The sequence below is a fragment of the Mesorhizobium newzealandense genome (assembly GCF_042682145.1).
GTDB classification, from domain to species: Bacteria; Pseudomonadota; Alphaproteobacteria; order Rhizobiales; family Rhizobiaceae; genus Mesorhizobium; species Mesorhizobium newzealandense.
Genome location: NZ_JBHUGZ010000029.1, coordinates 125,316 through 149,969, shown reverse-complemented (window position 1 = coordinate 149,969; position 24,654 = coordinate 125,316). Strand labels below are relative to the sequence as shown.

Sequence of the window (24,654 nt, the reverse complement as noted above, 5' to 3'; positions counted from 1 at the left end):
GCGGCGCCTGCCTGTTCTAAAAATTGGAGCCTGATCATGACACCGACCGAACTAACCACGAGGCTGCACCTCCTTGCCACGAAATACCGACTTAGGGACATCACCCTGCTGGCCGGCCGCCTGCTGCTTTCCCTGCTCTTCCTTCATGAAGGCCTGACACTAGCCACCCATTTCGATGGCGCCACCAAGGCCATGGCCGCTTTGGGCGTCAGCCTGCCGCTGCTAATGGCGACCATCGCACTGCAACTGGCGGCGGGGCTCTCCGTTGCGCTCGGCCTGCTGACACGCCTCGGCGCCATTGGCCTCGGCTTGTTCTGCCTGGCAACGGCGGCGCACGACACACCAACCTCCAGGGCGATGTGCTGGCCGGTCAGCCGCTGGCGGCGCAATGCCACGATGCGCCCGGCCACCGCCTGTCCGGTCATGCCCGGCATGACATGGGGCCGCGACGAGCGGTCGGCCATGCCGGCCCGTCCCTCGGCCGTGTAGCGCTCGACCCAGCGCGTCACGATCTTCGCCGACACACCATACGTCTGCGCCGCATCGGCTTTGGAGAGGCGGCCTTCAACGACCGACAGCGCCATTTCCTCTCGACGCAGGGGCGTGAGACGGGCATTCTTGTGGATGTTCATTCGGACCCTCCGGTGAGTGCTGAAGCTTGGTAACTCCAGTCTCCCCGGTCTGGTCCGAATGGACAACCTCCTGAAAGCTCACACCTAGGCCATCCTTTGTCGAGCGCTTCTACAATCCTCGGCGGCGGCACTCGACACTCGGCTATCTCAGCCCCGTGGAGTTCGAGGAACAAGCTATGTTAGCTTAACCTCGTGTCCGAAAAACCGGCAGCAGGCCACTGTGTCTGCCTCGCCAAGCAAAGCTTGCCCGGTCCGCTCACGACCCCACTGCGGCCGTTTCAGGGTTCCTTGGCGGCTTCCCAAAAGCCGTCGCTCTTTACGGTGCGAACTGTCCGCGTGGTCGGAACTGCTAGCGGTCTGGCTCTGTGTAGGAGCGGACAGCGATGGTCACCACCGCAGTGTGAAGGGGTAGTCGTCCAAATAGGCGAGGTCTACGTCTGCCAAGGAATGCCGTAGCCTTGAAACTGAGATGTACCGCTCACCTCGCTTCAGAGTCACTAGACCCTTATTGGCTGTGTAGGCTTTGCGGGAGGCAGTCCTTCGGTCTCCCCGCCAGCGCCTCACAATGGGAGCCCGCTCGACTTAGGGAAAATAAGTTGACCACGGCAGATGAAACGGTTGCGTGTAGGTGTTGCCAGGCCGCGGATGCTTGGCTTCGAGCGTCATCATGACGAACTCGACGGCCCGCTCGGACAGTTCAAGCCGTTCGGCCGAAAACGCGTTCGCGTCATCCGGCTCCAGATCGTTCTTCTCGTTTTGCAGATGAACCCGATTCCGAATCCGCCTGAGAAGGTCAAGATCGTCGTAAAAGGTTGATCCGGGTTCATCGAAAAGGTCATGCTTCCGACAACTCACGATGAGGGTCTCCAGCTTGTCGATCTGTTTGCCGCGGATGTAGGTGATGATATTCGCCGGCATGCCCATCACGCCTTCGCGAGTGAACCATTTGACTCGCTTGTGGAGGTCGTAGAGCAGGGCTTCGATGATCGCCACGTTCAGGATGATCATCGGCTTCTGGAGGTAGCGTTTCCGGGCAGGGTTCGCTTCTTCTCGTAACTTCCACAATGTACGGACGACGTCGAGGCTGTGCGCGACATTATCGGCCAGCTTGAAACTGCCGATGAAGGAACTCGGGCGGTCGACCGGCATCGTTCTCTCCATGTGGGCCAGGATACACTGACGGTGACAACTTTATACCTTTGTGCTGTTCGGAACACGAAATCCAGGTACCAGGTCCGGGCGCTGGTATTATCCTCGGGAAAGAACGTCTTTGTGTCGGACCCCACCGCCTTCTCGTGGGACTGCAGAGCAGACCGCCACGGCGTTCGCAGTTCAGTTACGAACGTGGTGGCGAAATCACAACGTCGACACGCTCAAGGCCAGTCTTGGGACCGGAGAGATCCGACTGTATCGCGGCGGGGTTTTTTAGCGCGCATGCGGGGTCGTAGATGAGGCAGATGACCCGATCAACCTCCTTGTTGCCGCCGTAGTCGAGGAAGTCCGTCGCTAGTTCGCCCTTAATTTTCTTCGCGTCCGAGACTTTGCGAGCGAACTTCAGCTCGATCATCGTTCGCAGCGGTTTGAGAAAGAACTCGCACCGTCCAGATGATCCCGCGACCGAGGGACTCCACTCTTCGTCGCGAATGTCGGGCACATAGGCGGCCAGTATCGATCGGAACAGGTACTGGCAGTCCCATTCGTCGTTGACCAGGAAGGTCGCACCATTGTGAGGGTGGTGCTTCAGGCTCAGCACCGCCTCGTGGAACCGGCGTGCGAGCCCCACAATGAGGTTGAGGTCCGCTGTCTCCGGGCTAATCACGTTCGGGGTCGCCGCCGGCCTCTTCTCCAGCACGTAGTCGACGGCTGCGAGGGTATTGCGCACCTGGCGCTTGGCGACGTCGACCAGGAAGGGCGCCCCATCAACTCCTTCCTTGCTCTGGTACTCGACCGATTCCCTTTCGAGTTCGTCGGCCATAGTCTGGACCCAAGCCCGGTAATTCACCAGTTCGACCTCGAAGACCTCGGGCGAGGCGAACTCCTCGTTGGGGATTTGGGTAGAGGCCGCGAACTCGGCTGATCGGTGGTAGAGAGTAGTGATGATGTTCTTGCAGCTGCTGTACCAGCTGTCGCGGTGAGCGCCATGGTAACCGCGCAGCTCTTCCATCGCGCCATTGAAATCGTCGTGGATAGCCAACCGAGCCTTTTGCAGGTACTCGAGACTCCAAACCGCCCATTCCATTTTGTCCATAACAGCGATCCTTGGCGCGCCAGGGCTCAGCTGGACGAACAGGACGCTTAAGATACGGGTCCAGCGTCGGCGCGTCGAGGGATCGTGCAAATCCGCCGAATTCCCGTCGGCGTCTCAGTTGGGCCTGAACCGGGTGGGCCGGCAGCGCCCGTTTTCATGCGCAACGGGCCGAAAGCTGCCGTGGCATTGGCGGCCGTGTCCTTCCGACGAGGCTACGTTCGCTTCTTGCTTAGCATTCCGCCGAGCGGACAGACCGCTTGCCACCCCGGTTTGGCCGTTGGCGTCGGTCCAACCGAACGCGGCTGGGAAATGGTTCCCAAGGCGGATCTGGGGCCGAAAATGGACTGGCGGTTCTTGCCAGGAGGACTGGTCGATAGCAGACATTCGAAGAGCGAGCGCGAGGGCCAAGGTGGAGGCGAAAGTAGAAAGGGGTGTTTGCCGACAGGAAGAAAAGCGGACAGGACTAATGTAGCGGTTTGAGCCTGGAGGCGGATTCCTATAGAGGCGTTGTCCAATAGGCGCTGATGGCGGCGTCGAAACAGCCCTGCGGGGAAAGAACCTAAAACGTAGGGAAGTTTCCGACGCAGGTCTTGCGATTTATGGTTCCAAGACAAGGTCGTGTAGCCGGCGGGCAATCAATTGCCATGGTTGAGCCAGGTTCACGGTCGCAATTTTTACAACGTGGCCATGTACCCGGTATACCGCGTCAGGCCGGCTCCTAGCCTCGGGGTACAGCAGCAGTCCATCGCACCTAGTATGTTCGCCAGCACCGTGCGCATTACGAAGATACGCGAATAGTTGGTAGAGGTGGCTTGAGTGGAAGGTCGAAGCTCCTCGGTAAGTCTGAAGAGCATCAGAATAGTACTTGGTATCGATGATCAATTGCCTCTGAGGTGAACGAAGAAAAACGTCCACACGCATGTTTGGAAGCTGGCCGGCGCCGTCATCAGATATCAGCTCTGCATCCCATCTTATATGCAGAGGCTCAACGGAATACTTCCGCTGCTCGTTGCGGTAGAAGTTGCGGACGAAGGCTTCGAACACCGCGGCCATTTTTCGCTCGTCACGCAGAACGTCGTGGAATTGGTATCCTGAGCGACCTGGAGCGGGGAGCAACGAGTCGAAAGCGAGCTCGGCTACACGCAAAACGAGGCCGTAACCCGAAATGTTGCGATGGAGCTGCACACGCGAGAAAACTCTGCGATCTAGCCGTATGTCGGTCACGTCAACAAAGTGACGAGAAACCTTCAATAGGTCGCGCGCCAGATTGCGATCTAAAGTCGGTGCTTTGGCAAGCCGGCAAAGGGAAGCCTTAAGAATCTGGTTGTGCAGAACGTCGTGGCTGAGCTCATCAAAAAGACAATGGAGCCGTCGCGCCCGACGCGACCACAGCCGCACCGTTCCGCCAAGATCTATCTGACCACGTAGGGTAGCAATGTCTTCCTCATGCGGCTGGTAACCGCGATCGAGGCCGCGCCTCAGAAGATTGCGCGTGCCTACCAACAAAACTCTTGCTAGCAAGTTCGGCAAATCGGGACTGGAAATGCCTTCAACCGAGATTGCTTTCGCCTCTTCAAATCGATCCCAGGCATAGCAGAACAGATAGTAGATGTTCTCGATTGGGATTGATGGAGCAAGCAATGTCATAGCGGCGCAAGCAGCTCGCTTTCCCAATGTGCAACCTTGCCTGGGGCGTCAAACCAATATTCCCGCAGAAGGTGTAGGATCTCAGTTCGGATAACACGCTCATACCAAATCCAGCCATCTTCGAGCTTCCAGGGATAGGAGCAGAAGAAACTGTGCCCGATCTCAAATCCGCGTCCGAGGTTGGTGGTGTCTGATGCGATTTCGTCGTTGAGTGCATCAACGCGCATGATCAGCGCGTTGATGACCTCATGCGACACGCCAGCTTGATCCAGCTGCGAACGAAACTTCGGCGAGTTCAACTTCGGCACAAGGTCGACGAACGCGAAACGACGGCGCAGCGCGTAGTCTACAACCGCAAGAGATCGATCGGCAGTGTTCATTAAACCAAGAAGATAAACATTACCTGGAACGTGAAACGGTACCTTGCCCGAAGCTAGTGCCATAGCCCAATCAGGCGACCGCTTATCAGCTTCGATGAGAAGCATAAGCTCGCCTAGTATCTTGCTCAGGTTACCTCGGTTGATCTCATCGATCACGAAGACATAACTGTTTTGAGGGTCGGCTTCGGCCCGGCGACAAAACTCGACAAACTTACCCGGTCGAAGCTCAAAGCCCTCTGCGGTCGGGCGATAGCCCTCTACAAAATCTTCGTACGAGTATGACTGATGGAACTGAACAAACCCCAGTCGATCGCGATCCGTGGCGCCCATGAGAGCAAAGGCTAGACGCTGGGCAGCAAAGGACTTACCTACGCCTGGCGGGCCTTGCAGGATAATGTTCCGCTTCGCCTGCCAGAGCAGCATAATCTGTTCGGCTTCGGCGCGATCTAAGAAGAGCTCTTCAAGCGCATCATCGAGTGTGTAGGAATTCCCCGTGGCGGCGGGTGCCGAAGATACGACTACGTCCTCGTCGACATGAGGAAGAGACTGCCCTGCGAAGGCCTGATACGCACGGTTAAGGATCGAAAGAAGTGTTGGGGTAGCTTCGGTTAGATAAGCGCCCTGATTGAGCCCGCGGTGCGCATTATAAAAGAGCCCCTTGGCTCCGCTTTTGGCGAGCTCCGACAGTTCGGTCGCAAAAGGTTCGGTTGCAAGAAATGCTGACCGGTCGAGCGTGGGAACAAGTGCCTCATAGTCACGCAAAGCAACTCTGTATGCAGCACCTTCCCAATCCGTACCAGCCAGGCCTTGAAAACTGTCGTCAACAGCGTCCGATGCGATCGAGACCCCAGTAATGGCTTCATTGTCGGTAAGGTGGAATACAACGTCTCCGGGCTGTACGGCACGCATGTTGGAATATATGTCACCGCCGCTCTTCGAGCGCTGGGGCGACCACAAGGCGCGTCCGAGGCTGTGCTCGCCCTGCTCACGATCTAACCGGCCAGTGACCAGGGTCTTTTCGATCCAATAGCGGCGAGAGCGATCGTGCGACGTACTCTGACCGTCGTCAGTTTGGATCTCAAATCCCAAGCTCTCGAGATGCTTACGTGCGTCCGTCCCACTACATCCTTCGTTATCGAGGGGCGCGCCATTCGGCATGAATTGATGGGCGACGCCAAAAATGGCCTTTGATGGGTAGCGCTTACCGTCTCGCAATACCCAGTAACTGATACCCGAACCAAAATTGTAAGCCTCCATGAACTCGTCGAAACCCAGCGCATCGTATTCATTCATCGCTTTGTGGACGGCATCGATGTCAGGACGTCGATTGCCGCCCCGTCGCGAGGCACCCTGCCGAAAGTTTCGGTAGTAGTTGATGGCGGTGCGATAGTTGCTGAGGTCGCGATAGAGATCCGAAGTTATGCTCAATTTGGAGGGGTTGGGCCGATCCGCTGCTCGATCCTGAGCAGTGTAAGCAAGAGCTTGCATGACGCCGTCCAGTCGATCGGCATCGTAATGCTCATCCAAATCGCCGTAGGCAGCCGCGAGATTCCGGCATTCGTGTAGCTTCGTACTGACCGTGTTTGGCTTGTAATTCGTTCTAAGCCATTCTCGAAAGCCGCTCTCGTTCATGTCTCGCCACGCTCCACCCATCCAGAGTTTGACTATCCCACATTACGTAGTCAAACTCACATAAGCTTTATGGAAGGTGCCTGTGACTCAAAGTGCGCGGACTAAGGTTGCATAAAATGCAGACTGGAATTCGGCCAAATGTCCATGCTTGCAAAATCTGACATTCAGTCAGCCAAAGAGATACTGAAAAAGGCCACTTCTGACCCCAAGCAGACTTTCACAGGTGAAGGCGCGCATGACTGCTTTGCGCCTTAGTGTCTGAATCGGAATGACCGCCGTGTTTTCAGGCCCTTGCGAGCCGTCGGGTAAGCATGCGGATGTTTGCGATGAGGACCCAGGCCTGTGCGGATTCGATGGACCGCTCGAAGTCCTTTGCCAGCCTACGGCACCTACCCAGCCATGCGAAGGTCCGCTCAACGACCCATCGGCGTGGCAGAATCTCGAAGCCCTTGGCGCTGTCCGATCGCTTGATGATCTCCATCGTGAACTTGCCGATCTTTTGCAGGGCGCCCCGCAGTTTCGGCCCTGCATAGCCACCATCGGCGAAGACATGGCGCAGCCACGGCCAGCGCTTGAGGATGGATTTCAGGACGGCCGGGGCGCCGTCGCGGTCCTGAATGTCGGCGGCGTGAACGACGACGCCGACCAGCAGGCCCAGCGTGTCGACGACGATGTGCCGCTTGCGGCCCATGATCTTCTTGCCGGCGTCGAAGCCACGAACGCCGCCGCTTTCGGTGGTTTTCACGCTCTGACTGTCGATGACGCCGGCGGACGGGCTTGCCTCCCGGCCTTCGCGTTCGCGCGCCGCCATGACGAGTTCATTGTTGATGGCGCGCAGCAATCCTTCGTCCCGCCAGCGCCAGAAGTACTTCTGCACCGTCGAGAACGGTGGGAAGTCCTTCGGCAGAAGCCGCCATGCTCCGCCCGACGACGCCATGTAAAGCAGCGCGTTCACAACCTCGCGCAGGTCCGTCTTGCGGGGCCGGCCGATCCGGTTCGGCGCCGGCATCAGCGGCTCGATCAGCGCCCACTCCGCGTTCGTCAGGTCGCTTGCGTAGCGCGGGCAGCGCCGTTCATAGTGAGGGCGAGTGGTTTCGGTCCAGGGCATCATGATCTCCGTCGAATCTCAGCAATCCGACAGAATCACAACCCGCTGAAATCACTCACTTCTTTTTGGAGCAGACACTTATAGCGGTCATTTCGGATCCCGTCGCGACCCCCGAGCGGAGGTCGGCTACAGCGAAACGGTGGCAGCTCTCGCTGCCACCGTTGCATGACCTCAATGGCCGCAACATTCAGGATTGCATCCTTAGGCCCAGAACTGCAGCACGGCTGCGTCCGCCAGGATCATGAAAGTAAAGCCGATCGCCAGGACGAGGTGCTTGAAGCCCTCGCGTGCCTTGATCAGCGTGCCCAGCGCGGCGAGGAGATCGTCGCAGCCGCTTGAAGCCGGTCGCGGCTAACGAGTCCGGCCGGGTCAGTCTGAGACAATTTCGTAGTGAAGAAGCTGGGCGTCGCCGAGGGTCGACCTCAGTCCAGGCGAGATGACGCCGGAGCCGAAGAGGAGAATATCTTCGCGGCGTACGAATACTTCATGGCCGGGTCCCATCGACACAAATGTGCCCGACGAGCTTCGCTCGACAAGCCGGGCCCTGCCATTCGAAATAGTGAAGGTCGCGTGGTGCCTTGAAACCCAGGGCCGCTCGACGACAATATTGCATTCCGGAGATCGGCCGATGGTCACGAATTCGTTGTTTCGACAGGATCGCAACTGATCTCCATAGCGGATGACCAGATTGATCTGCCGCGGCGAGGCGGAGCGCTTATCGGTAATGGTGCCCCAGCTGGTGATCTGCGTACCGAGCGCCCCATCGTCGCTCCACAGGGTATAGACATCGAAGAGTTCTTGCTTCCCTTTCAAGGCCATTTTGTCGAGGAGCCGTAATGCCTTGCGGCTTCTCGCGGAAAGGGCTTCGCAGAAGCTCTGGCTGATCAGCACCTCCCCGGGGTTGGCCGTGGTGGACAACCTTGCAGTGACATTGACAACGTCACCGAATACCTCGCCCCGCGTGCGAATGACCGCGCCGAAATGCAATCCGATACGGGCGCTCAACGGCCCTTTCGTCAGTTGGCGGCTGATTTGGCAGACGGCCCTCAGCGCCGCCTCCGGGTTCTCGAACAGGCTAAATACGTCATCGCCTTTCGAGTGAATGAAATCACCGCCCTGCCGGGCGACGATCTCGCGCATCGCGTCCAGGCAATCCGAGACCTGCTGCAGAGCGGCATCGTCGCCGATGCGCTCATAGAGGGGCGTGCTGCCCACGACATCAGCTAAGAGGACTGCGGCTAGAAGTCTTTCCTGATCCATCGATCTCGTATCCGCACCGAGAACACAGCGTATATAACACACCAAAGTTGCCTTTGACTTATCTAATTGCGCGCCTGGGGGCCGGGGCGGTGCTTCGGCGTGATCGCCTCGGACGGACAGGCGTCTGCCTTCACTCATCTCGCCAAATCACGCGCTTTTCCCATCGGATCTGCACCAGGCGCCGGAAGCGGATCGTGTGCGCCTGCTCGCCGGTCGGATGGAATAGCTGCGCGCTCATCCATTCGCGGCTTTTGCACTGTTGGCAACGGACCTTATCCCGCACGTCGTCTATTGTGACGTTTCCGATCACTTCGCGCAGCTCGATGGGCTTGTAGTAGCGCGTGACGTTGCAGCGCGCGCAGCGGATGCCCGCCACCTGCCCGGCGTCATGGGCATGCGTCAGGGTCCAGGCGGCCCCCTCGGCCACTTGTCGGGTTGCTCGGGCATGCATCCGAATTGAGAACATATTCCTTTCCGGTCAAGTGCCGGCTTGACCCTTTGTTCTCATTTCGTTCACTGTTGCCCATGAGCGACGAGATCAGGTTGCCAAAGCCGGAATGCGCCACGCCGCCCGGTGTGCAGCATCATCTATGCGAGCACGACGGCTGCAGAAAGGATGCCGGATGGGGCTTCGCCAAGCCGAAGCAGGAGCCACACTGTTTTGTTTTGAGCATCGGGCCGCGGGCGAGAAATTCCTCTAGGAGCAACCGATGTCCCGCCACCAATTCGTGCACGAACTGGAAAGCACCGCTGACCATATCGCCGACGCGTCGCGGGCCGATCTGCAGGTGATGCTGCGCCGGCATTGGTGAAGGCAGTCAGAGGCTCACTGTCGCCGACATGGAACTGTTCGCTATCTCTGCAACGGGACGCGGATCGCCTTCAACCGCGCGTTTATTGCTTCTGCAGCCGCCTTCGGAGACTTGTTGCCCCTGAGGGCCATATCGACTTCCTCTCGCATAGTCGAGGTGAATTCATCGTATTTCGGGCCGAGGAAGCGCGAAGGCCGTATGATGGCGTTTGTCGCTGCCGTGTACATATCCGGGAATATCGCATTCGACTTCAGCACGGCAGGGTCACTATAGAGTGCCCCAAAGGCTGGTGCGTAGCCACCTTGGATGGCCCGTTCTTTCTGAACCTCGATGCCGGCGAGAAACATCACTAGCGAGACAGCCTTCTTGCGATGCTGAGAATATTTCGATACTGCAAGTTGCCAACCGCCAAGAACACCTGTGCGATTGCCAAAATTTCCGCCGCGCGGAAGTGAGATTACGCCAACCTTCCCTCGGAGTTTGCTTGATTTTTCTTCAGCAAGGTACAGCACGTACGGCCAGTTGCGCATGAAGGCGACATTGCCATTCTGGAATTCTTGTCGCGCCGCCTCCTCGCTCAAACCCACAACCCTTTTCGGAGCAATCTTTCCGATCCAGCCGGTCATCGTCTCCAGAGCTTGCTCGGTCGCGGCGGTATCTATGGAGAGACCACCGTTCCCATCATTTTTCACCTCACCGCCATAAGCATTTATCATTTCGAGCGCGAAGCACGTTAGCCCTTCCGCTGCGAGGCCGTTGAAAAGGAAGCCTTGAAATTTTTTGACGCCGCGCGCCCGCTCGCCCCTCTGGATTTTGGCTGCACTCTCAGCTAGCTCCTCCCAAGTCTGAGGCGGATTGAGGCCATACTTCGCCAGCAAGTCTCTTCTATAAAAAAGCAAACCGGAATCGACGAACCAAGGCATAGCGACGAGACGGTCGTTCACAACTGCGGCGTCGAGCGCATTCGGCAAGATCTCCTTTTCTACGCCATTTGAGTAGGCGTAGAGGTCGACTAAATAGTCCGCGAGCATGCCAGACCATGTTACGTCGATCTGAACTATGTCCAGATCAGTTGACTGCTTTTCGAAGCTCTTTCGATAAAGGCTGAGTCGGTCGTCCATTGGCCCTGGTGCTGGGATTACCTTAACCTTGTTGCCAGTGCTTCGGGACCACGTCGCGACTTCCCGTTGACAAAATGTCAGCTCTACCCCGGGTGTTCCGCACGAAATGGTGACTGGACTGTTGTCAATAGTGTCCGCTGCGCTTTCATCGTCCACGCGCATCGCGTCTGAAACCACGAGTGCTCGTTGTAGTTCGGCCAATCTGACATGCGCCGCCGCCGACCATGGACTTCTTGGGAACTGCTGAGTGAAATGCGCGAGACTCATCTGATCGGCAGCGATCCCTAATGAGTCCCACGCGGCATCGTCTGGCAGGGCAACCCCTTGCTTTGTTGCGGCAGCGATGACCGCCAGTTTCGGAAGTGTCCCGTAGAGAGCAGGTTGCTGAAGTCCACCCGTCGCGACAATGACTTCGTTCCGCGTGCGATTGAAAGAAGAGTCGAGATCGAGGCCCGGCTCGCGAAGAGACTTCACCAGCGAGGTGACAAACGGGCTGTTAGCAAACTGCCCACCTTCGCGGGCAAGCTGCCCTGCCTTCGCCGACAACATGACTGCAACGTCACCTGCTTGCTTGGGGGGGCGCCAGGCCGCCGGCGTTGCGGTGGTCGCCTGCCTTCCGAGCCATCAAGAACGGATTGTCGCGAGATGCGTCGACAATAACAAGACGCACCTTTGTGGCCTTAGCTGTCGCTGCAGTCAGCTGGCTTAGCGAAATTGCTTCTTTTTCGACGTCCGTGTCCGTTAGGAGGCGCGTGTCCACGGGTAACATGAAGTCGTCACCGTTAACTTCAATCCCGTGTCCGGCGTAATATATAACTGCCCAATCGGCGTGATCGGCAAGTTCCTCGAACGTTCTGATCCGTGACAAAAAACGATCTCTGGGCAGATCGGCTTCGAGCAGAACGTTAGAAAAGCCAAGTTCGGAGAATGCAGCCGCCACTGCCCTGGAATCGCGTTCAGGATCGACCAGCGGCCCCGCGGAGGCGTAGCGTGAATTACCGATAACCAACGCCACGCGTCGCTCAGAAGCTGACCCAGCCACCTTCGCGAATGCACAGTTCGGCGGGGAACCGAAACCGCACACAAAGGCAAGCATTAGAAATGCCATCAAAATGAAGCGACGGATCACCATACTGGCCTCGCATCAGCTCACCATCAATATCGTAGCGCGTTACGCGGACGCACGGAAGCCCTTTCATCTCGGCGATCGTCGCTCGCTACCCGCCCCTTGCACGTTTGACTAGCCAACTACCACTGATCTCACAGAACCACCACAGCATCAGCACCGACTCGTGGTCTTCAACATCTTCCAGGCGCGACGCGCGTTGTTCTCGAGGCCTCTGTCACTGTGAGATTTCGCGGTCGGTTGCCGATCAAATCATCCGAAGCGGCGACGGCTCCACTGGTCCAGCCGCTCCTGAAGTTTCTGCTTCTCGCTGTCCGAGAGTATCGCATTGACCTGGTTGAGCCTCTTCTGCGCCTCCTCATTGCCTTCGCGAGACGACAGCGTGAACCAGAACGCCGCCTCCGTCAGGTTCTTCTCTGTCCCTTCGCCGGACAGATTTAGAAAACCCAGATTTATGTAAGCTGCCTGGCTGCCAAGGTGGGCGGCCTGAGTGTAATACTGGTAGGCGCGCCTAGCATCTTTTCGTGTACCCACACCGTCCTTGAGACAATTGGCGTAGTTCACCAAGGATGGTGCGTCGCCAAGATTCGCCCCCTTGCCGAACTCTGCAAAGGCGCGATCAGGATCTTTCCCCACGCCCCAGCCATTCAGATAGAGCAATCCGAGCTTGTCATATGCCGTGGCCCAATTCTGCGCTGCGGCCTTTTCGAACCAGAAGCGAGCTTTTTGGTAGTCCTTAGCGACGCCATCGCCCCGCATATACATGAAACCTACGTTTGACTGATCTTCCGGATGTCCGCGCTCCGCCGCGTAGAGGTATAGATCGAACGCCTTTTCTAGGTTCTGCTCGACACCAAGCCCCTTGCGGTAAAGGTTGCCCATATTGTGATAGGCGCCGATGTAGTTGGCCTTCATCGCCTCCGCGTTCAGCACTGCGGCCTCCTCACCGCGGCCTGCCTTGTCCAGCGCACGCGCAAGCTCCACCTTGAAGCGCATGTTGCCGGGCTCGGTGGCAACCGCCTTCTCGCAGGCCGGGATGGCAATCTGTGGGTCAAGATTGGCATAGTCCACGCTCGGGCCGACACGCTCGGGATCGGAGGGATGGCCGGCAGAAAGATCGCATGCATTCGGCTCCTCTGCGACAGGCTTGTCCTCTTCCGGATAGAGGATCACGCTCTGCTGCAGCGCCGTGGTCTCCCAAGGGATCTGATTGCCCCCACTCGACACCACAACGCGGGCCCTGGTCATCTTGAGCACTGTATCCAAACCCTTGCCCCGCGCCTTGAAAGCGGCGGCAAGCGCGCTGGCGTAGTTGCCAGTCTTGGTCGCTACCGAGCCAGGCGCGGCGGAATACGCCAACAGAGTGCCGGATGGCAAGCTTGTGACGCGTGCAAGGCCGTCGCTGATCGAGTCTGCGTCCGCAATCTTGCCGCCGGCCAAAGGGTTCTTTTCAGCTGCATCGATGATGACGATCGTGGAGGCCGAAGGCCTCCCGCCCAAATCATCGAGCAATTGTTCCAGCGCAATGCCGGCGGTCGGTAGCTCGGCCGCTCTTGCCAGTTTCAGATCGACCGGCGCCAAATAGTTCTTCTGGTCGAACTGCAGGGCGTGACCGGCATAGTAGACAAGCAGCGTCGCACCCTTGCCAAGTCGAGCCTTGGTCGCGGAGATCGCCTGTGCCATATCCGCTTTTGTGACATTGGATACCATTTCGACCTCGAAGCCGATAACCTTCAAGGCATCGACGATTGTCTTTGCGTCGCTCGCTGCATCCTTGTCTGCAGGCAGCGCGGCATAGGTCGTGTTGGCGATGACGAGCGCGGCGCTCTTGGCCTGTTGGGCATGGGCAAGTTGCGTCGGCATGGCAGCAAGCATGAACGCGGCGACCACGATGGATCGCCAAGGCGGGCGAAACGCGTAAATCGCCGGATGAATCCCGAGAAAAAGATCGCCGATCCAAAACAATCGCGGAACCTTCAGTTCCTCCCCTCGACGCGGCTGCCTGCATGCCTCAATAGACCGAGCTTCTGCTATGGTCGGCGGTGTGCGCCCCGGATTTATTGATAGCTACCTTATAGCAGCGACCATCTCGAGCTGCATAGCCAGGATCGCAAAGGACCGGCTTTCCCGCAGAGGTCTGACAGCCGCTGAGCGTGATCGAACCAGAAACCAGAGCCGCGACTGAAGCGAGCTTTGCAATCAAAAATCTTGCCATCGGCGTGCCCCTCATCTCGGACGGCCGTGAACGCTCCACGCGCTACGAAACACCGAGATAGTCACCTATCGCTGTCACCCCAGAAGACCGCATATCATGTCCGCAGTCAAGATATCATGTTCGCATTAAGAGAGAAAGACATGGCGGGAACCCTGCCGTCGCGTTCTTTTGTTCGGAGCGCCCCGCTAGCGCCAAGCTTAACTCCGTCATAATTTACAATTCGGTCTAATCAGTGAAGATAACCTCGATATTGGTGAGAACGCAAACAAAGCGAATCCTGAAATGATGTTTCTCGGCCCAGGCGGCGTTAATCGAATACGGCAGCGCCTCCAGCACGATGAATGGGCTAGCCAAGCGGCTGACCACCTGCTGGCCGAAGCGAACCAGATGCTGGATCTTCTGCCGGTCCACCATACGCTCGATGAGCGCAAAGTGCTGCTCGACGTGGCGCGGCAGCTGGCCAAGCGAGTGCAGACACTTGGCGTCGCATGGTTCGTCACTGGCGATGCAAGATATCGGACGCGGCTCGCCGATGAGCTCGTCGCTGCGGCGATGTTCCCGGATTGGAACCGGACACATTTCATCGACACAGCGGAGATCATGGCTGCCGTCGGCATGGGGCGAGATTGGATTGTTTCGTTTCTCGGAACGGACCAGCGCAGCGCCATCGACGCGGCGTTGATGGAATTTGGCCTTGTCCCGGCTCGAGAGTCTTTTCTTCTCCCCTCTGCCTGGGTCCGTACCGCGGACAACTGGACCATCGTTTGTTCGGCAGGGTCGATCATCGCAGCCCTGGCGTTGCGGCGTTCGCAACCCGTCCTTTCACAACAGGTTATCGACATGGCCGTGGCCACACTCTCGCGCGGCCTCGACACATATAGTCCCGATGGCGGGTACAACGAAGGTCCGACATATTGGACCTATGCGACGGATTATGCGGCTTTGGCTGTGGCAGCGCTTGAGGAGGCCAAGACGCTCGGCTTTCACTCGCCAGACCCATTCGCCTCGACTTGGCGCTTCGGCAAGGCAATGACAGCTCCGTCGGGCATGTTCTTCGACTATGGCGACAACGTCGCGAATCCGGATCGCTGCCATGCCTTGGGTTGGCTGGCCAATCGAGTCCGCGATCCTGAAGCGGCGGCATGGCAGCAGGAAGCTCCCGGCCCTCCGCGCCCTTTCGATCTTGTTTGGCGCGCCGACCCACCTGCGAAGCCGACAACGCGCAGGCAGAGTGCCGAAAGCTTTATCGAGGCCGGAGTCACCGTCATCCGAAGTGGAGATCTCTACGTCGCGCTCAAAGGTGGAGCGAACAACATCAACCATGCTCATTTGGATCTCGGCAGCTTTATCCTCGAGGTCGACGGCCGGCGGTTTGTCAGCGATCTTGGCCGCGACGACTACACCCTGCCAGGCTATTTCTCGCCTAATGCCCGTTTCGGTTACTTTCGAACGACCACGGCTGCTCACAACACACTAGTGTTCGAAGACAACAACCAGGCCGTCGCGGCGCATGCCATTTTCCTCGGATCCTGCTCCGGAATTGAGGACTTCTCAGCGGCATATCGGATTGAGGATCCCGACGCGCCGTGTCATTTTGTTCGCGCCGTTGCCGTGCTGCCTGGGCGTGGCGTCGCAATCGCTGACCGAATTCTTCCCCGAGGGGACACGCCTGTTGCAGCGGATTGGCGCATCAACACCCTCGCGCAGGTCGAACTTAACGGCCCGAGCGCAACGTTGACGCTTGGAAACAAATCGGTCGTCTTGCGGGTCACTGGCCTAAAGGGGGCGGACTTAGCCGCAGCGCGCGTCGCGACCCAGCCGCGGGAAGGCGACAACGATGCATTCACCCGGGTGCTTTGTCGATTCCGTGTCGGAGGCGAACCCGCCCAGCTGAATGCTCTCTTTGCAGCGAAGCCATCCGATGAAAATGAGGTGGCGCATGTCGGAAGGCGGCTCCAAGAATGGCTTGCTTTGTTGAACCCGTGAAATCCGCGTGGCAACACCAGCGTTTGACAGTCTGAAGCTCGCATTGGTACGCTAATTCAGCGGACAATCGCCAGCCTTCGGTCGCGAGAACAACCATGCAAAAACTCTTCTCGATGCTGCGCCAGTTCTCCAAGCCGAGGGGCAAGACACTGGCTGACGACGAACCTTACATCTACCGGTCGAGAGGTCTGCTCGACACTGTGCTGGTTGTCGTTATTGGCGTTGAGGCAAAGCTTGTCCCGGAGATCATCGAAACGATCAAAAAGAAATTCCCGAAGGCCGACAAGCTCGTGTTTTTGACTGACGACAGCGACTTCACCGCGTTTCGCGAACAAGCCGTTGCGTTTGAATATATGCCACCCCTCGTCGAACAACGCGTCCATGCCGCTGACATGCCCTGGCAGTCTTATCTGCGGGAACGATGGGGCCTGCTTCTCGCAAAGTGGAAGCCGCGGCTGATCCTGTCCTACGGCATGAATATTGACGCGTTTCTCGCAGCTGCGCCTACGAGCATCCCGCCGCGGACATAGGCTTCCTCATGATGAAGCTCGACGTCGTCTTCATTGCAGATGTGCGCTTTGAAGGCGGCACGTCGACTGCGCTTGCACTGGAAATCAGGGAGGGAGGGCGCGCCGGCCTGAAGGTCGGCCTGCTGGCGGTCAAGGGTCCGCTGCTCGGCCACCCCTTTCCCATGCACCCCGACCTCAGGTCTTTGATCGACAGCGGGGGGGGTCGAGCGCATCGACCCCGAGTCCAAAGTCGAAGCCGATCTCGTCCTGCTTCATCATCCAACGATTGTCAGCAATCGTTTTACCAGTCGCCTGCATATCGCCACACAGAAACTGGTCGTCGTACTGCACCATCCGGTATTCGATCGCGCCGGCAAGATTCAGTACGATCTCGATCGGGTCGTCGCCAACTGCTGCGCAGCGTTCGACACCGATGTCATGCTCGCGCCCGTCAGCCGGATCGTGCGGCATTCACTGCCGCGCAGCCTGCCGAAGGGCTCGACCGTCATTGAGCAAGACTGGATCAACCTGATTCACATGGCCGACTGGCCACCGCGCCCGCCGCGCGCCCCGTCAACGCCCGTCGTCATCGGACGTCACGCCCGGCCGGACAAACAGAAATGGCCGGACAATGTTGCCGACGCCATCTGCGCCTATCCGCCGGATGGCAGCGCCTATCGGATCCGCATACTGGGCGGGGGCCAGTTCCTAGAGGAAATGTATGGCCTGCCGCCCTCCAACTGGGAGATACTGCCTTTCTCATACGACGGCGTCGCCGAGTTCCTGCACGGACTGGATTTTTATGTCTATTTTCACAGCGCCGCATGGTCGGAGGCGTTCGGTCGGACCATACTCGAGGCGCTCGCCGTCGGACTGGTCGTGATCCTGCCCGCGCATTTCCGCAAGCTGTTCGGAGATGCTGCCGTCTATGCAAAGCCGTGCGAGGTCAAGGCCACCATCGCTCGCTTCGTAGACGAAACCGCACTTTATGTCGAACAGTCGGAAAAGGCGCGGAAGTTCGTCGCAGACCATCACCGGTCGGAATTGTTTGCTCGCAGGCTGAATGAGCTGTTCGGCATTCCGACGCAGAAACAGGGATCGAAGGGCTCTAATGCCCTGATGTCGGCCTTACCCGTGCGTTCCGTGCTGTTTGCTTCTACCAACGGCATTGGGATAGGCCATCTGGCCCAACAGATGGCGATCGCCCAACGGCTGACGCCGGATCTCAAGGCCGTCTTCGCAACCATGTCCTATGCTATGAAACTTGCGACGGACGCTGGATACCATGCGCACTTCCTGCCACACCATCAAGGTATAGGTGCTGATCCTCAGGACTGGAATCTCGTGCTAGCCGAGGAGCTCTTCGACCTTTTTACGCACCTGCGACCGCGAGTCTTCGCCTACGACGCATCCGCCGTATTCGGCGGCGTCATATCAGCGCTAGCAACGCATCCGAACATCTATTCGGTATGGGTGCGCCGACCGATGTGGCGCGAAAGCCACCGTGGGTTTCTGGAGTGTGCCCGCAGCTTCGATGCCGTCATCGAGCCAGGCGAACTGGCGGACGATTTCGACCATGGCCCGACGAGGGCAATGAAGGAATGGGCCTATATTGTCCCGCCGGTACTGCTGCTCGCGCCGGACGAGCGGCTTGAACGAGCGGCAGCGCGACGATTCCTCAACCTTCCCGATGACGCAACGGTGGTTGCACTGCAGCTAGGGTCGGGCACGAATTTCGACATGCGACCGGTCCGCGAGGCAGTGGTGGGTGCCGTTCTGGCGCGGCCCGACACGATCATCCTCGATTTGCGATCACCGATCCGTGCTGATTTCACGCCTGACCCGCCGCGCGATCCGCGTCACCGCATCATCGAGCTTTTCCCGTCGTTCCGCTATAGCCGGGCGTTCGACGCTGCTGTCGCGGCTCCCGGCTACAACACCTTCCACGAGAACATTCTAGGCTTGGTCCCTTCGCTCTTTGTCCCTAACGAGGCTGACAACATGGACTTGCAGCTGAGCCGCGCTCGCTGGGCAGAATTGTCCGGCATGGCCTTGCTGTTGCGCGGGGATTTCGATTTGTCGCGAACGGGCGACCTCGTCGCGCAACTGCTGGATCCCATAGAACAAGCCGCAATGGTGACGCGCTGCCGCAAGCTCGAATGGAGGAACGGCGCGGATGACATAGCCCGCTTTATCGAGGACCATGCGAGGATTGTGCGGACGGACTGGGACGTCTCGAGACACAGCTGACCGCAAACCACAGACGCATCGCTGGGGTTTTCTACAGGCCTTTTTGCACGACTTTGGGGGACTTACGATCACGGAAAAGCGAACCATTTACTTTTTGTCGTCCAATGGCGTCGGTCTTGGTCACCTTACGCGACAGCTAGCTGTCTCGCAGCGTATGGGTCCGCACTGGCGACCGCTTTTCCTGACCATGTCCTATGCCGCCGCGCTGGCCTCGCAAGGTGGCCATCCGACCCTGTTCATACCACATCATTACGCGCTCGGCACCGATCCCGACGATTGGAATCCGCAGCTGGAGCTGGAACTGGAGCTGCTGATCCGATACGCGCCACCGGCGGCCCTGGTCTACGATGCCACCGCCGTCTACGGTGGCGTGATCGAGACCATGGCACGTCATCACGAGATCTATTCGGTGTGGTTGCGCAGACCGATGTGGAGCGAGATGCACCGCAAATTCCTTGCGCTGTCCCATCGTTTCGACGCCGTCATCGAGCCCGGTGAACTGGCCGACGAGTTCGACGAGGGTCCGACCAAGGAACATCAGCACCAGGTTCATCGCGTCCCACCCGTGCTCTTGCTCGCACCCGAAGAACGGTTAAAACGCGAACAAGCACGAAGGGAACTGGCGCTGCCTGAGGGCGCGATTGTAGTCGCGCTGCAGCTTGGTTCCGGGACCAATTTCGACATGCGGCCAGTCCGCGAAGCCGCGATCGCGGCGTTGTTGCGCCGTCCTGAAGTGGTTGTTCTCGACCTACGATCGAGTGTCCGCCCGATAGGCGGCGCCAAAATCCCGACCGAGCCACGGCACCGGGTGATCGACCTGTTCCCGGCATTTCGCCACAGCCGCGCCTTCGATGCGGCGGTCTGCGCGCCTGGCTACAACGCTTTCCACGAGAGTATCCTTGGCGGGATTCCCACGCTCTTTGTTCCCAACGAAGCAGAAGGGATGGATCAGCAGCTCAGCCGGGCGCGCTGGTCGGAGCAGCGGGGTATGGCGTTGCTGCTGCGCCGCGACGATCATCTCGCCGGCGCAGGCCCGTCGATCGAACGGCTTCTCGACTCGACGGAACGGCAAAGAATGGCGGAGCGCTGCAACGAGATCGTCTGGACGAACGGCGCAGACGCCATCGTACGGTTCATCGAGGAACATGCGATCGCCGCCCAGCGCAAAACCGTCTGACAGGGGCACATCATGATGTTAGTATCATGAACCGGGCTAGGCTATAGATGCGTCGGCCACCCGTCCGCTGCGCAACTTTTGGGCGATGATGGCGTCTTTCGAGCAAACGCGCATTCACTCAACGAACCGGTTCGACCCCGGGGTGCGCCTCAACGACACCTATCAGCTGGACGAACACCTTGCGTCGGGCGGGATGGGCGACGTGTACCGTGGCCACAATATCGAGACCGGCGAGCCGGTCGCCATCAAGACGGTGCGTCCCGAACTCGTCGGCGACGAAAAGGTCTTCGAGTTGTTCAGAAAGGAGGGCACGATCCTCGGCCGCCTGAATCATCCGACCATCGTGCGCTACTATTCCTTCTCTCGGGATCCCAAGATCGGGCGACCTTATCTGGTCATGGAGTTTGTGGAAGGGCAGTCTCTGGCCGAACGCCTGAAGGCGGCCCCCCTTTCCTTGGAGGAGACACGACAACTATTTGGTCCGGTGGCCGGCGGACTGGCGCTGGCCCACAAGGCGGGCGTAATCCATCGCGATCTGTCGCCAGACAACATCATCCTGCAGCATGGCAATGTGACTGACCCCAAGATCATCGATTTTGGCATCGCACGCGCCGCCAGCTCCGGGGAACACACTATTCTCGGCGACAGCTTTGCTGGAAAGTTCAGCTTCGTCTCTCCCGAACAACTTGGTCTGCTTGGCCGCCAGGTGACCAACCGTTCAGACATCTACAGCATGGGGCTGGTGATGGCGGCCGCGCTGCGCGGCAAGCCGCTCGACATGGGCTCGTTCCCCGCCGACGTGATCGAGAAGCGCGGCACGGTGCCCGATCTCAGCGATATCGACATCAGCCTGCGGCCACTGCTGGCAGCAATGCTGCAGCCCGATCCCGAAAACCGGCCGCGCAGCATGACGCAGATCGCCCATTGGCTGCAGCTGCCAGCAGACGCAGCAGAGGCGCCCTCGCTTGAGGCCACCATTCCCCGCGCCTTCGGTCAACCCGCCCAAGGCGTCCAGTCCGAGGCCCAGAAGCGCAGCTCTCCTGCTGTGATGGCTAGTCTTGAGGATTCCTCGCAGCAGCAGGCACACGATGACCCGGCGCGCGCTGCTATCCAAGCCGGGGCCACCACCGATCCGGTTAGAAGGCCGGCTTTGGCTAATGCTCAGTTCGTAGAGCATGTCCCGCCGGTGCTGAAGGGCCAGACGATTTTCCGAGCGCAGGAGAGCAAGTCTGCCGCGAAAATTACCAAGAGCGTGGGACTGTCACGAACCGGCCTGCTCGCGGGCGTATTTCTCGTAATCACAGCTATCGCCGGCACAGGCGCATATTTCTCGGGATTGATCGATTTTGGAAATGGCAAAACCGATCTCACAGAGAACGGCGACAAAGCATCTGGCTCAGGCGGAAACGGATCTCCATCATCCGCCAACAGCCAAACTGTTCAGCCGACCCCACCCACCGCCAAGCCACCCAGCGCCAATACCCCGGTCAATAGGCACACCACGCCGACCGGTCCGGGACAGGCCAGCGTCAACACGCCGGCAAATCAGCAGACCCCACCCACCGCCAAGCCGCCCGGTACCAATTCCGCGGTTAGTCAGCACCCGACGCCGACCGGCCCGGAACAGCCCAGCGTCAACACCCAGGCAAATCAAGAGGAAGCCTACGCTCGCGCGGATCGGCCCCTTGCCAGCAGCGAGGTTACCCATGACAGCACCGCCACGGGCGCGGGGCAAGTCGAGGAGGGCAAGCTGAAGGCTGTGAAACCAAGCGCAGATGGCGCTGGCAATACGGGATTGAGCTCCGGGCCAGTCGCATCGGCGAAGGAACAGAGCGACGGCGGCACGACGCAGCCTTCTGTCGCGCTCAACAAGAACGCTACGTCGGACGAGACAAATTCGGCCTCAGCACTTAACCCAGACGAATGCTTCTTCGCCTCAATCATAGCCCAATCGGACAACGCGATGGCGATCAAGGGCATTGGCCTCTCGATGGCGCCATTCGATCGTATTAAGTCCGCGCTGGCCTCATCGGGCAGTGGCGACGCTCACATAGACGGCCACATCATTACAGCCCGCCAATGTCCGATCACAGCCTTTCTCAAGACAATCAACGATTCGACCAGTGACAACCCGAACCTGAACTTCACCAAGCTTGGCAGCGTGAGCGGAGGCGAAGTTGCCGGCACCGTCACCAACGTCGGTTCGCGGATGCTTCATCTCTTTGCAGTCGACGGAAAAGGAACGGTCTTCGATCTGCAAGACGATACGACTACCGCCAACACCACATCGCTATTCAAAATGACTCTTAACGGTGCGCGCTCAAACTTTATGCCGCCGGGCATCATCGTCGCGCTGACGAGCATCAGAGCGATCGATCTGAGCCGAGCTGGCGCTGCAGCTTCCGGTTTGCCCGCATTGGCCGAAACACTGGCGAGGCGTGGCGACGTGACCGGAGTAGACTTTGGTTTTTTTTCATACGACGAGGAACAACGCTCAAGCGCTCAGTAGAATCTGTTCCTGGTTGCCGTTTCTCTGGCAAGAACCTGGACGAAGCCGCGAGGCCATTAGCGGGGGCAAAACCTGGCCAAGCCCGGTTCGTACTCCACCCGCACCACGGGTTCAGACCCATGAAGGTCCGCTGGGCCGCAGAACTGACTGAGTAAGGCGATCAATACAGCAGGTATCACCAAAGGAAGCGGGTTCCGCTCTGGCGCGCGGCGAAGGTAGCCGCGCGCCTCTAATGCAGCCCCCTTTCCTTCATGAACTCCACTGCAACCTCGTTGAACTCGCCTCGCGCTAATTCATCAAGATCGAACCACTTTGCGTCGCAGCGCGCCGAGATCCTCGAACCATTGTTTGACCACCGTCAGGTCAAGCGACAGATACCCGCGCGGGCGCGGACATCCGACCGTGCGCCATGCTGCAAACAACAATTTCAGCAAAGTTCGCTTCGGCGTGGCCTCGTACTTGAACTGCCTGTGAATCCACTCCAGCTCCGAAAGCCGTAGACGAGGTGGAATACCCCTTCTCCGCAAGCATTGCCAGAACCATCGCCGACCCCGGATCATCAAATGGTTGGCCGTCCGGCCTGAAAGCCGATCGCTGATCGAGCGCATCCTGCATGATAGAGGCCGTTCCAATTCCCTTTGCTCGGCATTGTCCACAGGCCCGTGAAATTGCTGTCCCGTTTCGGGATCTATGACGATGTCGTCCGGGCGCGGCAGAAACCTAGGCTCTAGCTCGCCCCGCTCTTTTGCCTCTTGAAGCCGTGCAATAGCGGCGAGCTTGTAAGTTTGCCAATTCTCGTTTCGCTGACGGACTTCTCGCGCGTTTGCCTCGTCGGCTCTCGTGAACAAGTCCGACATCAATCCTTGCGAGCGGGCATTGCCTTTGATCGCGTCAACCAAAATTCTTTGTGTGACAGCTTCATAACGGCAACGGATTTCCCTGTTAATTCACGGCCAACAGCGAATATCTGGTCGAATTCCCAGATGGCCTGCGCAGGGTATATATCGCTAAGTACATGAAATCGCTTCACAATATTGAGCGCCTGCCCGCCGGAGCGCGGCATTTCAGGCAAATTCCCTGTTTTTGCCTGTTATCAGGGAATATCAAATGGAGACTGGTTCGCCAGTGACTGCTCGGTTCACCACTCAGTCACAGCAAAATTGGGCTCGCACTGGCTCCAAATTCGCTTGACATATCTGTGGGATAGACTGGGCCGTCTCTGAATAGTCGGGCTTGGCGGTGAGCCACGCCGCTCCTTTGGTTCAAACCAACCGACAGCCCGTCTTATAGAGGCAGCTCCTTGCCCGCCTGCTCCGCCGCCATGTGCTCCGCGTACCAGTCCGGCCAATTCTCATCACGCTGGCCGCCTGTCCGCTTCTCGTGCTCGCCATGGGCCACAGACGCACGCCGGAGCGCGGCCGCGAGCGCGGCCGACGAGACAAATGTGGTTTCGTCCGTGTCGACGCGGCCGGGTGCTCGCGCGGTGACCTCCTGCAACAGCCAGATATTTCCGGCCGGATCGCTGAAGGACGCCCACGAGGAGTAACTGCGCCGCTCAGGGTCCGGACCGATGACACGGCCTTCACTACCGGCATAGTGGTACACCTCGCTCACGTCGACACCGCGATCGGCGAGTTCGGCGCGTGCTACCTCGATGTCCGACACGACGAGCTCGCCAACGCTCTTGAGGACATCGAGTTCGACCCGGGCATAGAGCTCCGGCGTGATCCCTGAGCCGAAGACCATCGAACACGGGGAGCCCGGAGGCGTAAACTGGATGACACGAAATCCGTCGCCTGTGATGTCGGCGTCCAGGCGCCAGCCCAAGCCGCCATAGAAGTGCTTGGCACGGTCGATGTCCGAAACGGGAATGACCACGACCTCGAGCCTTATGTCTACTCCTCGCGCTGTCGGCGTTGCGATCGCAGTTTCGGTGCGTTGTGGAGTTCTGCTCATAACAATCTCCTAGTTCGTGCTGAGTTAATGTGCGGTGGACCGGTCATTGTCCCGGGCGCTCCACCAGAACGATGAGGATATCCAAC

At 58.8% G+C, this 24,654-nt stretch carries 19 protein-coding genes and 2 pseudogenes; 7 read left to right on the top strand and 14 right to left on the bottom strand.

The window, feature by feature from the left end; translation table 11 throughout:
- Positions 1-36: 36 nt before the first annotated feature.
- Positions 37-330 (top strand): annotated as a pseudogene (locus ACFSOZ_RS33985) (DoxX family membrane protein); the annotation flags it as partial.
- On the opposite strand, the pseudogene ACFSOZ_RS33980 reads toward ACFSOZ_RS33985, so the two are convergent.
- The 6 genes and pseudogenes from ACFSOZ_RS33980 to ACFSOZ_RS33950 form a co-directional block, all read right to left on the bottom strand.
- A pseudogene (locus tag ACFSOZ_RS33980) lies at positions 318-632 on the bottom strand (leucine zipper domain-containing protein); the annotation flags it as partial. The pseudogenes ACFSOZ_RS33985 and ACFSOZ_RS33980 overlap by 13 nt on opposite strands.
- Before the next feature lie 582 nt (positions 633-1,214).
- Positions 1,215-1,781 carry a hypothetical protein gene (locus ACFSOZ_RS33970; protein ID WP_379105443.1) on the bottom strand — a complete coding sequence of 189 codons (567 nt, stop codon included), beginning with the start codon at positions 1,779-1,781 and terminating at the stop codon, positions 1,215-1,217.
- Between the two features lie 187 nt (positions 1,782-1,968).
- Positions 1,969-2,880, bottom strand: a complete 912-nt coding sequence (locus tag ACFSOZ_RS33965) for a PD-(D/E)XK nuclease domain-containing protein (RefSeq protein ID WP_379105441.1) — start codon at positions 2,878-2,880, stop codon at positions 1,969-1,971.
- Between the two features lie 597 nt (positions 2,881-3,477).
- Positions 3,478-4,527 carry a 5-methylcytosine restriction system specificity protein McrC gene (locus tag ACFSOZ_RS33960; protein WP_379105439.1) on the bottom strand — a complete coding sequence of 350 codons (1,050 nt, stop codon included), beginning with the start codon at positions 4,525-4,527 and terminating at the stop codon, positions 3,478-3,480.
- Positions 4,524-6,539, bottom strand: coding sequence for an AAA family ATPase (locus ACFSOZ_RS33955; RefSeq protein ID WP_379105437.1), 2,016 nt, complete (start codon positions 6,537-6,539; stop codon positions 4,524-4,526). Before ACFSOZ_RS33955 ends, ACFSOZ_RS33960 begins: the two co-directional genes overlap by 4 nt.
- Before the next feature lie 283 nt (positions 6,540-6,822).
- Positions 6,823-7,647 (bottom strand): IS5 family transposase, encoded by an 825-nt coding sequence (locus ACFSOZ_RS33950; RefSeq protein ID WP_379092658.1) that lies wholly within the window; start codon positions 7,645-7,647, stop codon positions 6,823-6,825.
- Between the two features lie 174 nt (positions 7,648-7,821).
- Here ACFSOZ_RS33950 and ACFSOZ_RS33945 point away from each other — a divergent pair, with 174 nt between their 5' ends.
- Positions 7,822-7,986: a hypothetical protein gene (locus tag ACFSOZ_RS33945; RefSeq protein WP_379105435.1), complete on the top strand. Its 165-nt coding sequence runs from the start codon at positions 7,822-7,824 to the stop codon at positions 7,984-7,986.
- Positions 7,987-8,016: 30 nt separating this feature from the next.
- Here ACFSOZ_RS33945 and ACFSOZ_RS33940 read toward each other — a convergent pair whose 3' ends face one another.
- The 5 genes from ACFSOZ_RS33940 to ACFSOZ_RS33920 form a co-directional block, all read right to left on the bottom strand.
- The gene (locus ACFSOZ_RS33940; protein WP_379105433.1) at positions 8,017-8,907 is read right to left on the bottom strand and encodes an adenylate/guanylate cyclase domain-containing protein; all 891 of its coding nucleotides are present in this window, start codon (positions 8,905-8,907) and stop codon (positions 8,017-8,019) included.
- Between the two features lie 130 nt (positions 8,908-9,037).
- Positions 9,038-9,334: a hypothetical protein gene (locus ACFSOZ_RS33935; protein ID WP_379105431.1), complete on the bottom strand. Its 297-nt coding sequence runs from the start codon at positions 9,332-9,334 to the stop codon at positions 9,038-9,040.
- Positions 9,335-9,760: 426 nt separating this feature from the next.
- Positions 9,761-11,389: an extracellular solute-binding protein gene (locus tag ACFSOZ_RS33930; protein ID WP_379105429.1), complete on the bottom strand. Its 1,629-nt coding sequence runs from the start codon at positions 11,387-11,389 to the stop codon at positions 9,761-9,763.
- A gap of 10 nt (positions 11,390-11,399) precedes the next feature.
- Complete coding sequence (locus tag ACFSOZ_RS33925; protein WP_379105427.1) at positions 11,400-11,972, bottom strand: caspase family protein; 573 nt, start codon at positions 11,970-11,972, stop codon at positions 11,400-11,402.
- A 246-nt stretch (positions 11,973-12,218) separates the two neighbouring features.
- Positions 12,219-13,931 carry a caspase family protein gene (locus ACFSOZ_RS33920; protein WP_379105425.1) on the bottom strand — a complete coding sequence of 571 codons (1,713 nt, stop codon included), beginning with the start codon at positions 13,929-13,931 and terminating at the stop codon, positions 12,219-12,221.
- A 532-nt stretch (positions 13,932-14,463) separates the two neighbouring features.
- Here ACFSOZ_RS33920 and ACFSOZ_RS33915 point away from each other — a divergent pair.
- Both ACFSOZ_RS33915 and ACFSOZ_RS33910 read left to right on the top strand, forming a co-directional pair.
- Entirely contained in the window at positions 14,464-16,167 is a 1,704-nt protein-coding gene (locus ACFSOZ_RS33915) for a heparinase II/III domain-containing protein (protein ID WP_379105423.1), read from the top strand.
- Between the two features lie 95 nt (positions 16,168-16,262).
- Positions 16,263-16,697: a hypothetical protein gene (locus ACFSOZ_RS33910; protein ID WP_379105421.1), complete on the top strand. Its 435-nt coding sequence runs from the start codon at positions 16,263-16,265 to the stop codon at positions 16,695-16,697.
- A gap of 174 nt (positions 16,698-16,871) precedes the next feature.
- On the opposite strand, the gene ACFSOZ_RS33905 is transcribed toward ACFSOZ_RS33910, so the two are convergent.
- On the bottom strand, positions 16,872-17,147 hold the full coding sequence (locus ACFSOZ_RS33905; protein ID WP_379105419.1) for a hypothetical protein: 276 nt from the start codon (positions 17,145-17,147) through the stop codon (positions 16,872-16,874).
- Here ACFSOZ_RS33905 and ACFSOZ_RS33900 point away from each other — a divergent pair.
- The 3 genes from ACFSOZ_RS33900 to ACFSOZ_RS33890 all read left to right on the top strand — a co-directional run bounded on the left by ACFSOZ_RS33900 (position 17,115) and on the right by ACFSOZ_RS33890 (position 22,612).
- Positions 17,115-18,926 carry a glycosyltransferase family protein gene (locus ACFSOZ_RS33900; RefSeq protein ID WP_379105417.1) on the top strand — a complete coding sequence of 604 codons (1,812 nt, stop codon included), beginning with the start codon at positions 17,115-17,117 and terminating at the stop codon, positions 18,924-18,926. The genes ACFSOZ_RS33905 and ACFSOZ_RS33900 overlap by 33 nt on opposite strands.
- 187 nt (positions 18,927-19,113) lie before the next feature.
- A complete protein-coding gene (locus tag ACFSOZ_RS33895; protein WP_379105415.1) occupies positions 19,114-20,103 on the top strand; it encodes a glycosyltransferase family protein in 990 nt (329 codons plus the stop codon).
- An 88-nt stretch (positions 20,104-20,191) separates the two neighbouring features.
- Complete coding sequence (locus ACFSOZ_RS33890) at positions 20,192-22,612, top strand: serine/threonine-protein kinase (protein WP_379105413.1); 2,421 nt, start codon at positions 20,192-20,194, stop codon at positions 22,610-22,612.
- A gap of 296 nt (positions 22,613-22,908) precedes the next feature.
- Here the strand turns inward: ACFSOZ_RS33890 and ACFSOZ_RS33885 are convergent, their stop codons facing one another.
- A complete protein-coding gene (locus tag ACFSOZ_RS33885; protein WP_379105411.1) occupies positions 22,909-23,511 on the bottom strand; it encodes a hypothetical protein in 603 nt (200 codons plus the stop codon).
- Positions 23,512-23,896: 385 nt separating this feature from the next.
- Complete coding sequence (locus tag ACFSOZ_RS33880) at positions 23,897-24,568, bottom strand: VOC family protein (RefSeq protein ID WP_379105409.1); 672 nt, start codon at positions 24,566-24,568, stop codon at positions 23,897-23,899.
- Between the last annotated feature and the right edge of the window lie 86 nt (positions 24,569-24,654).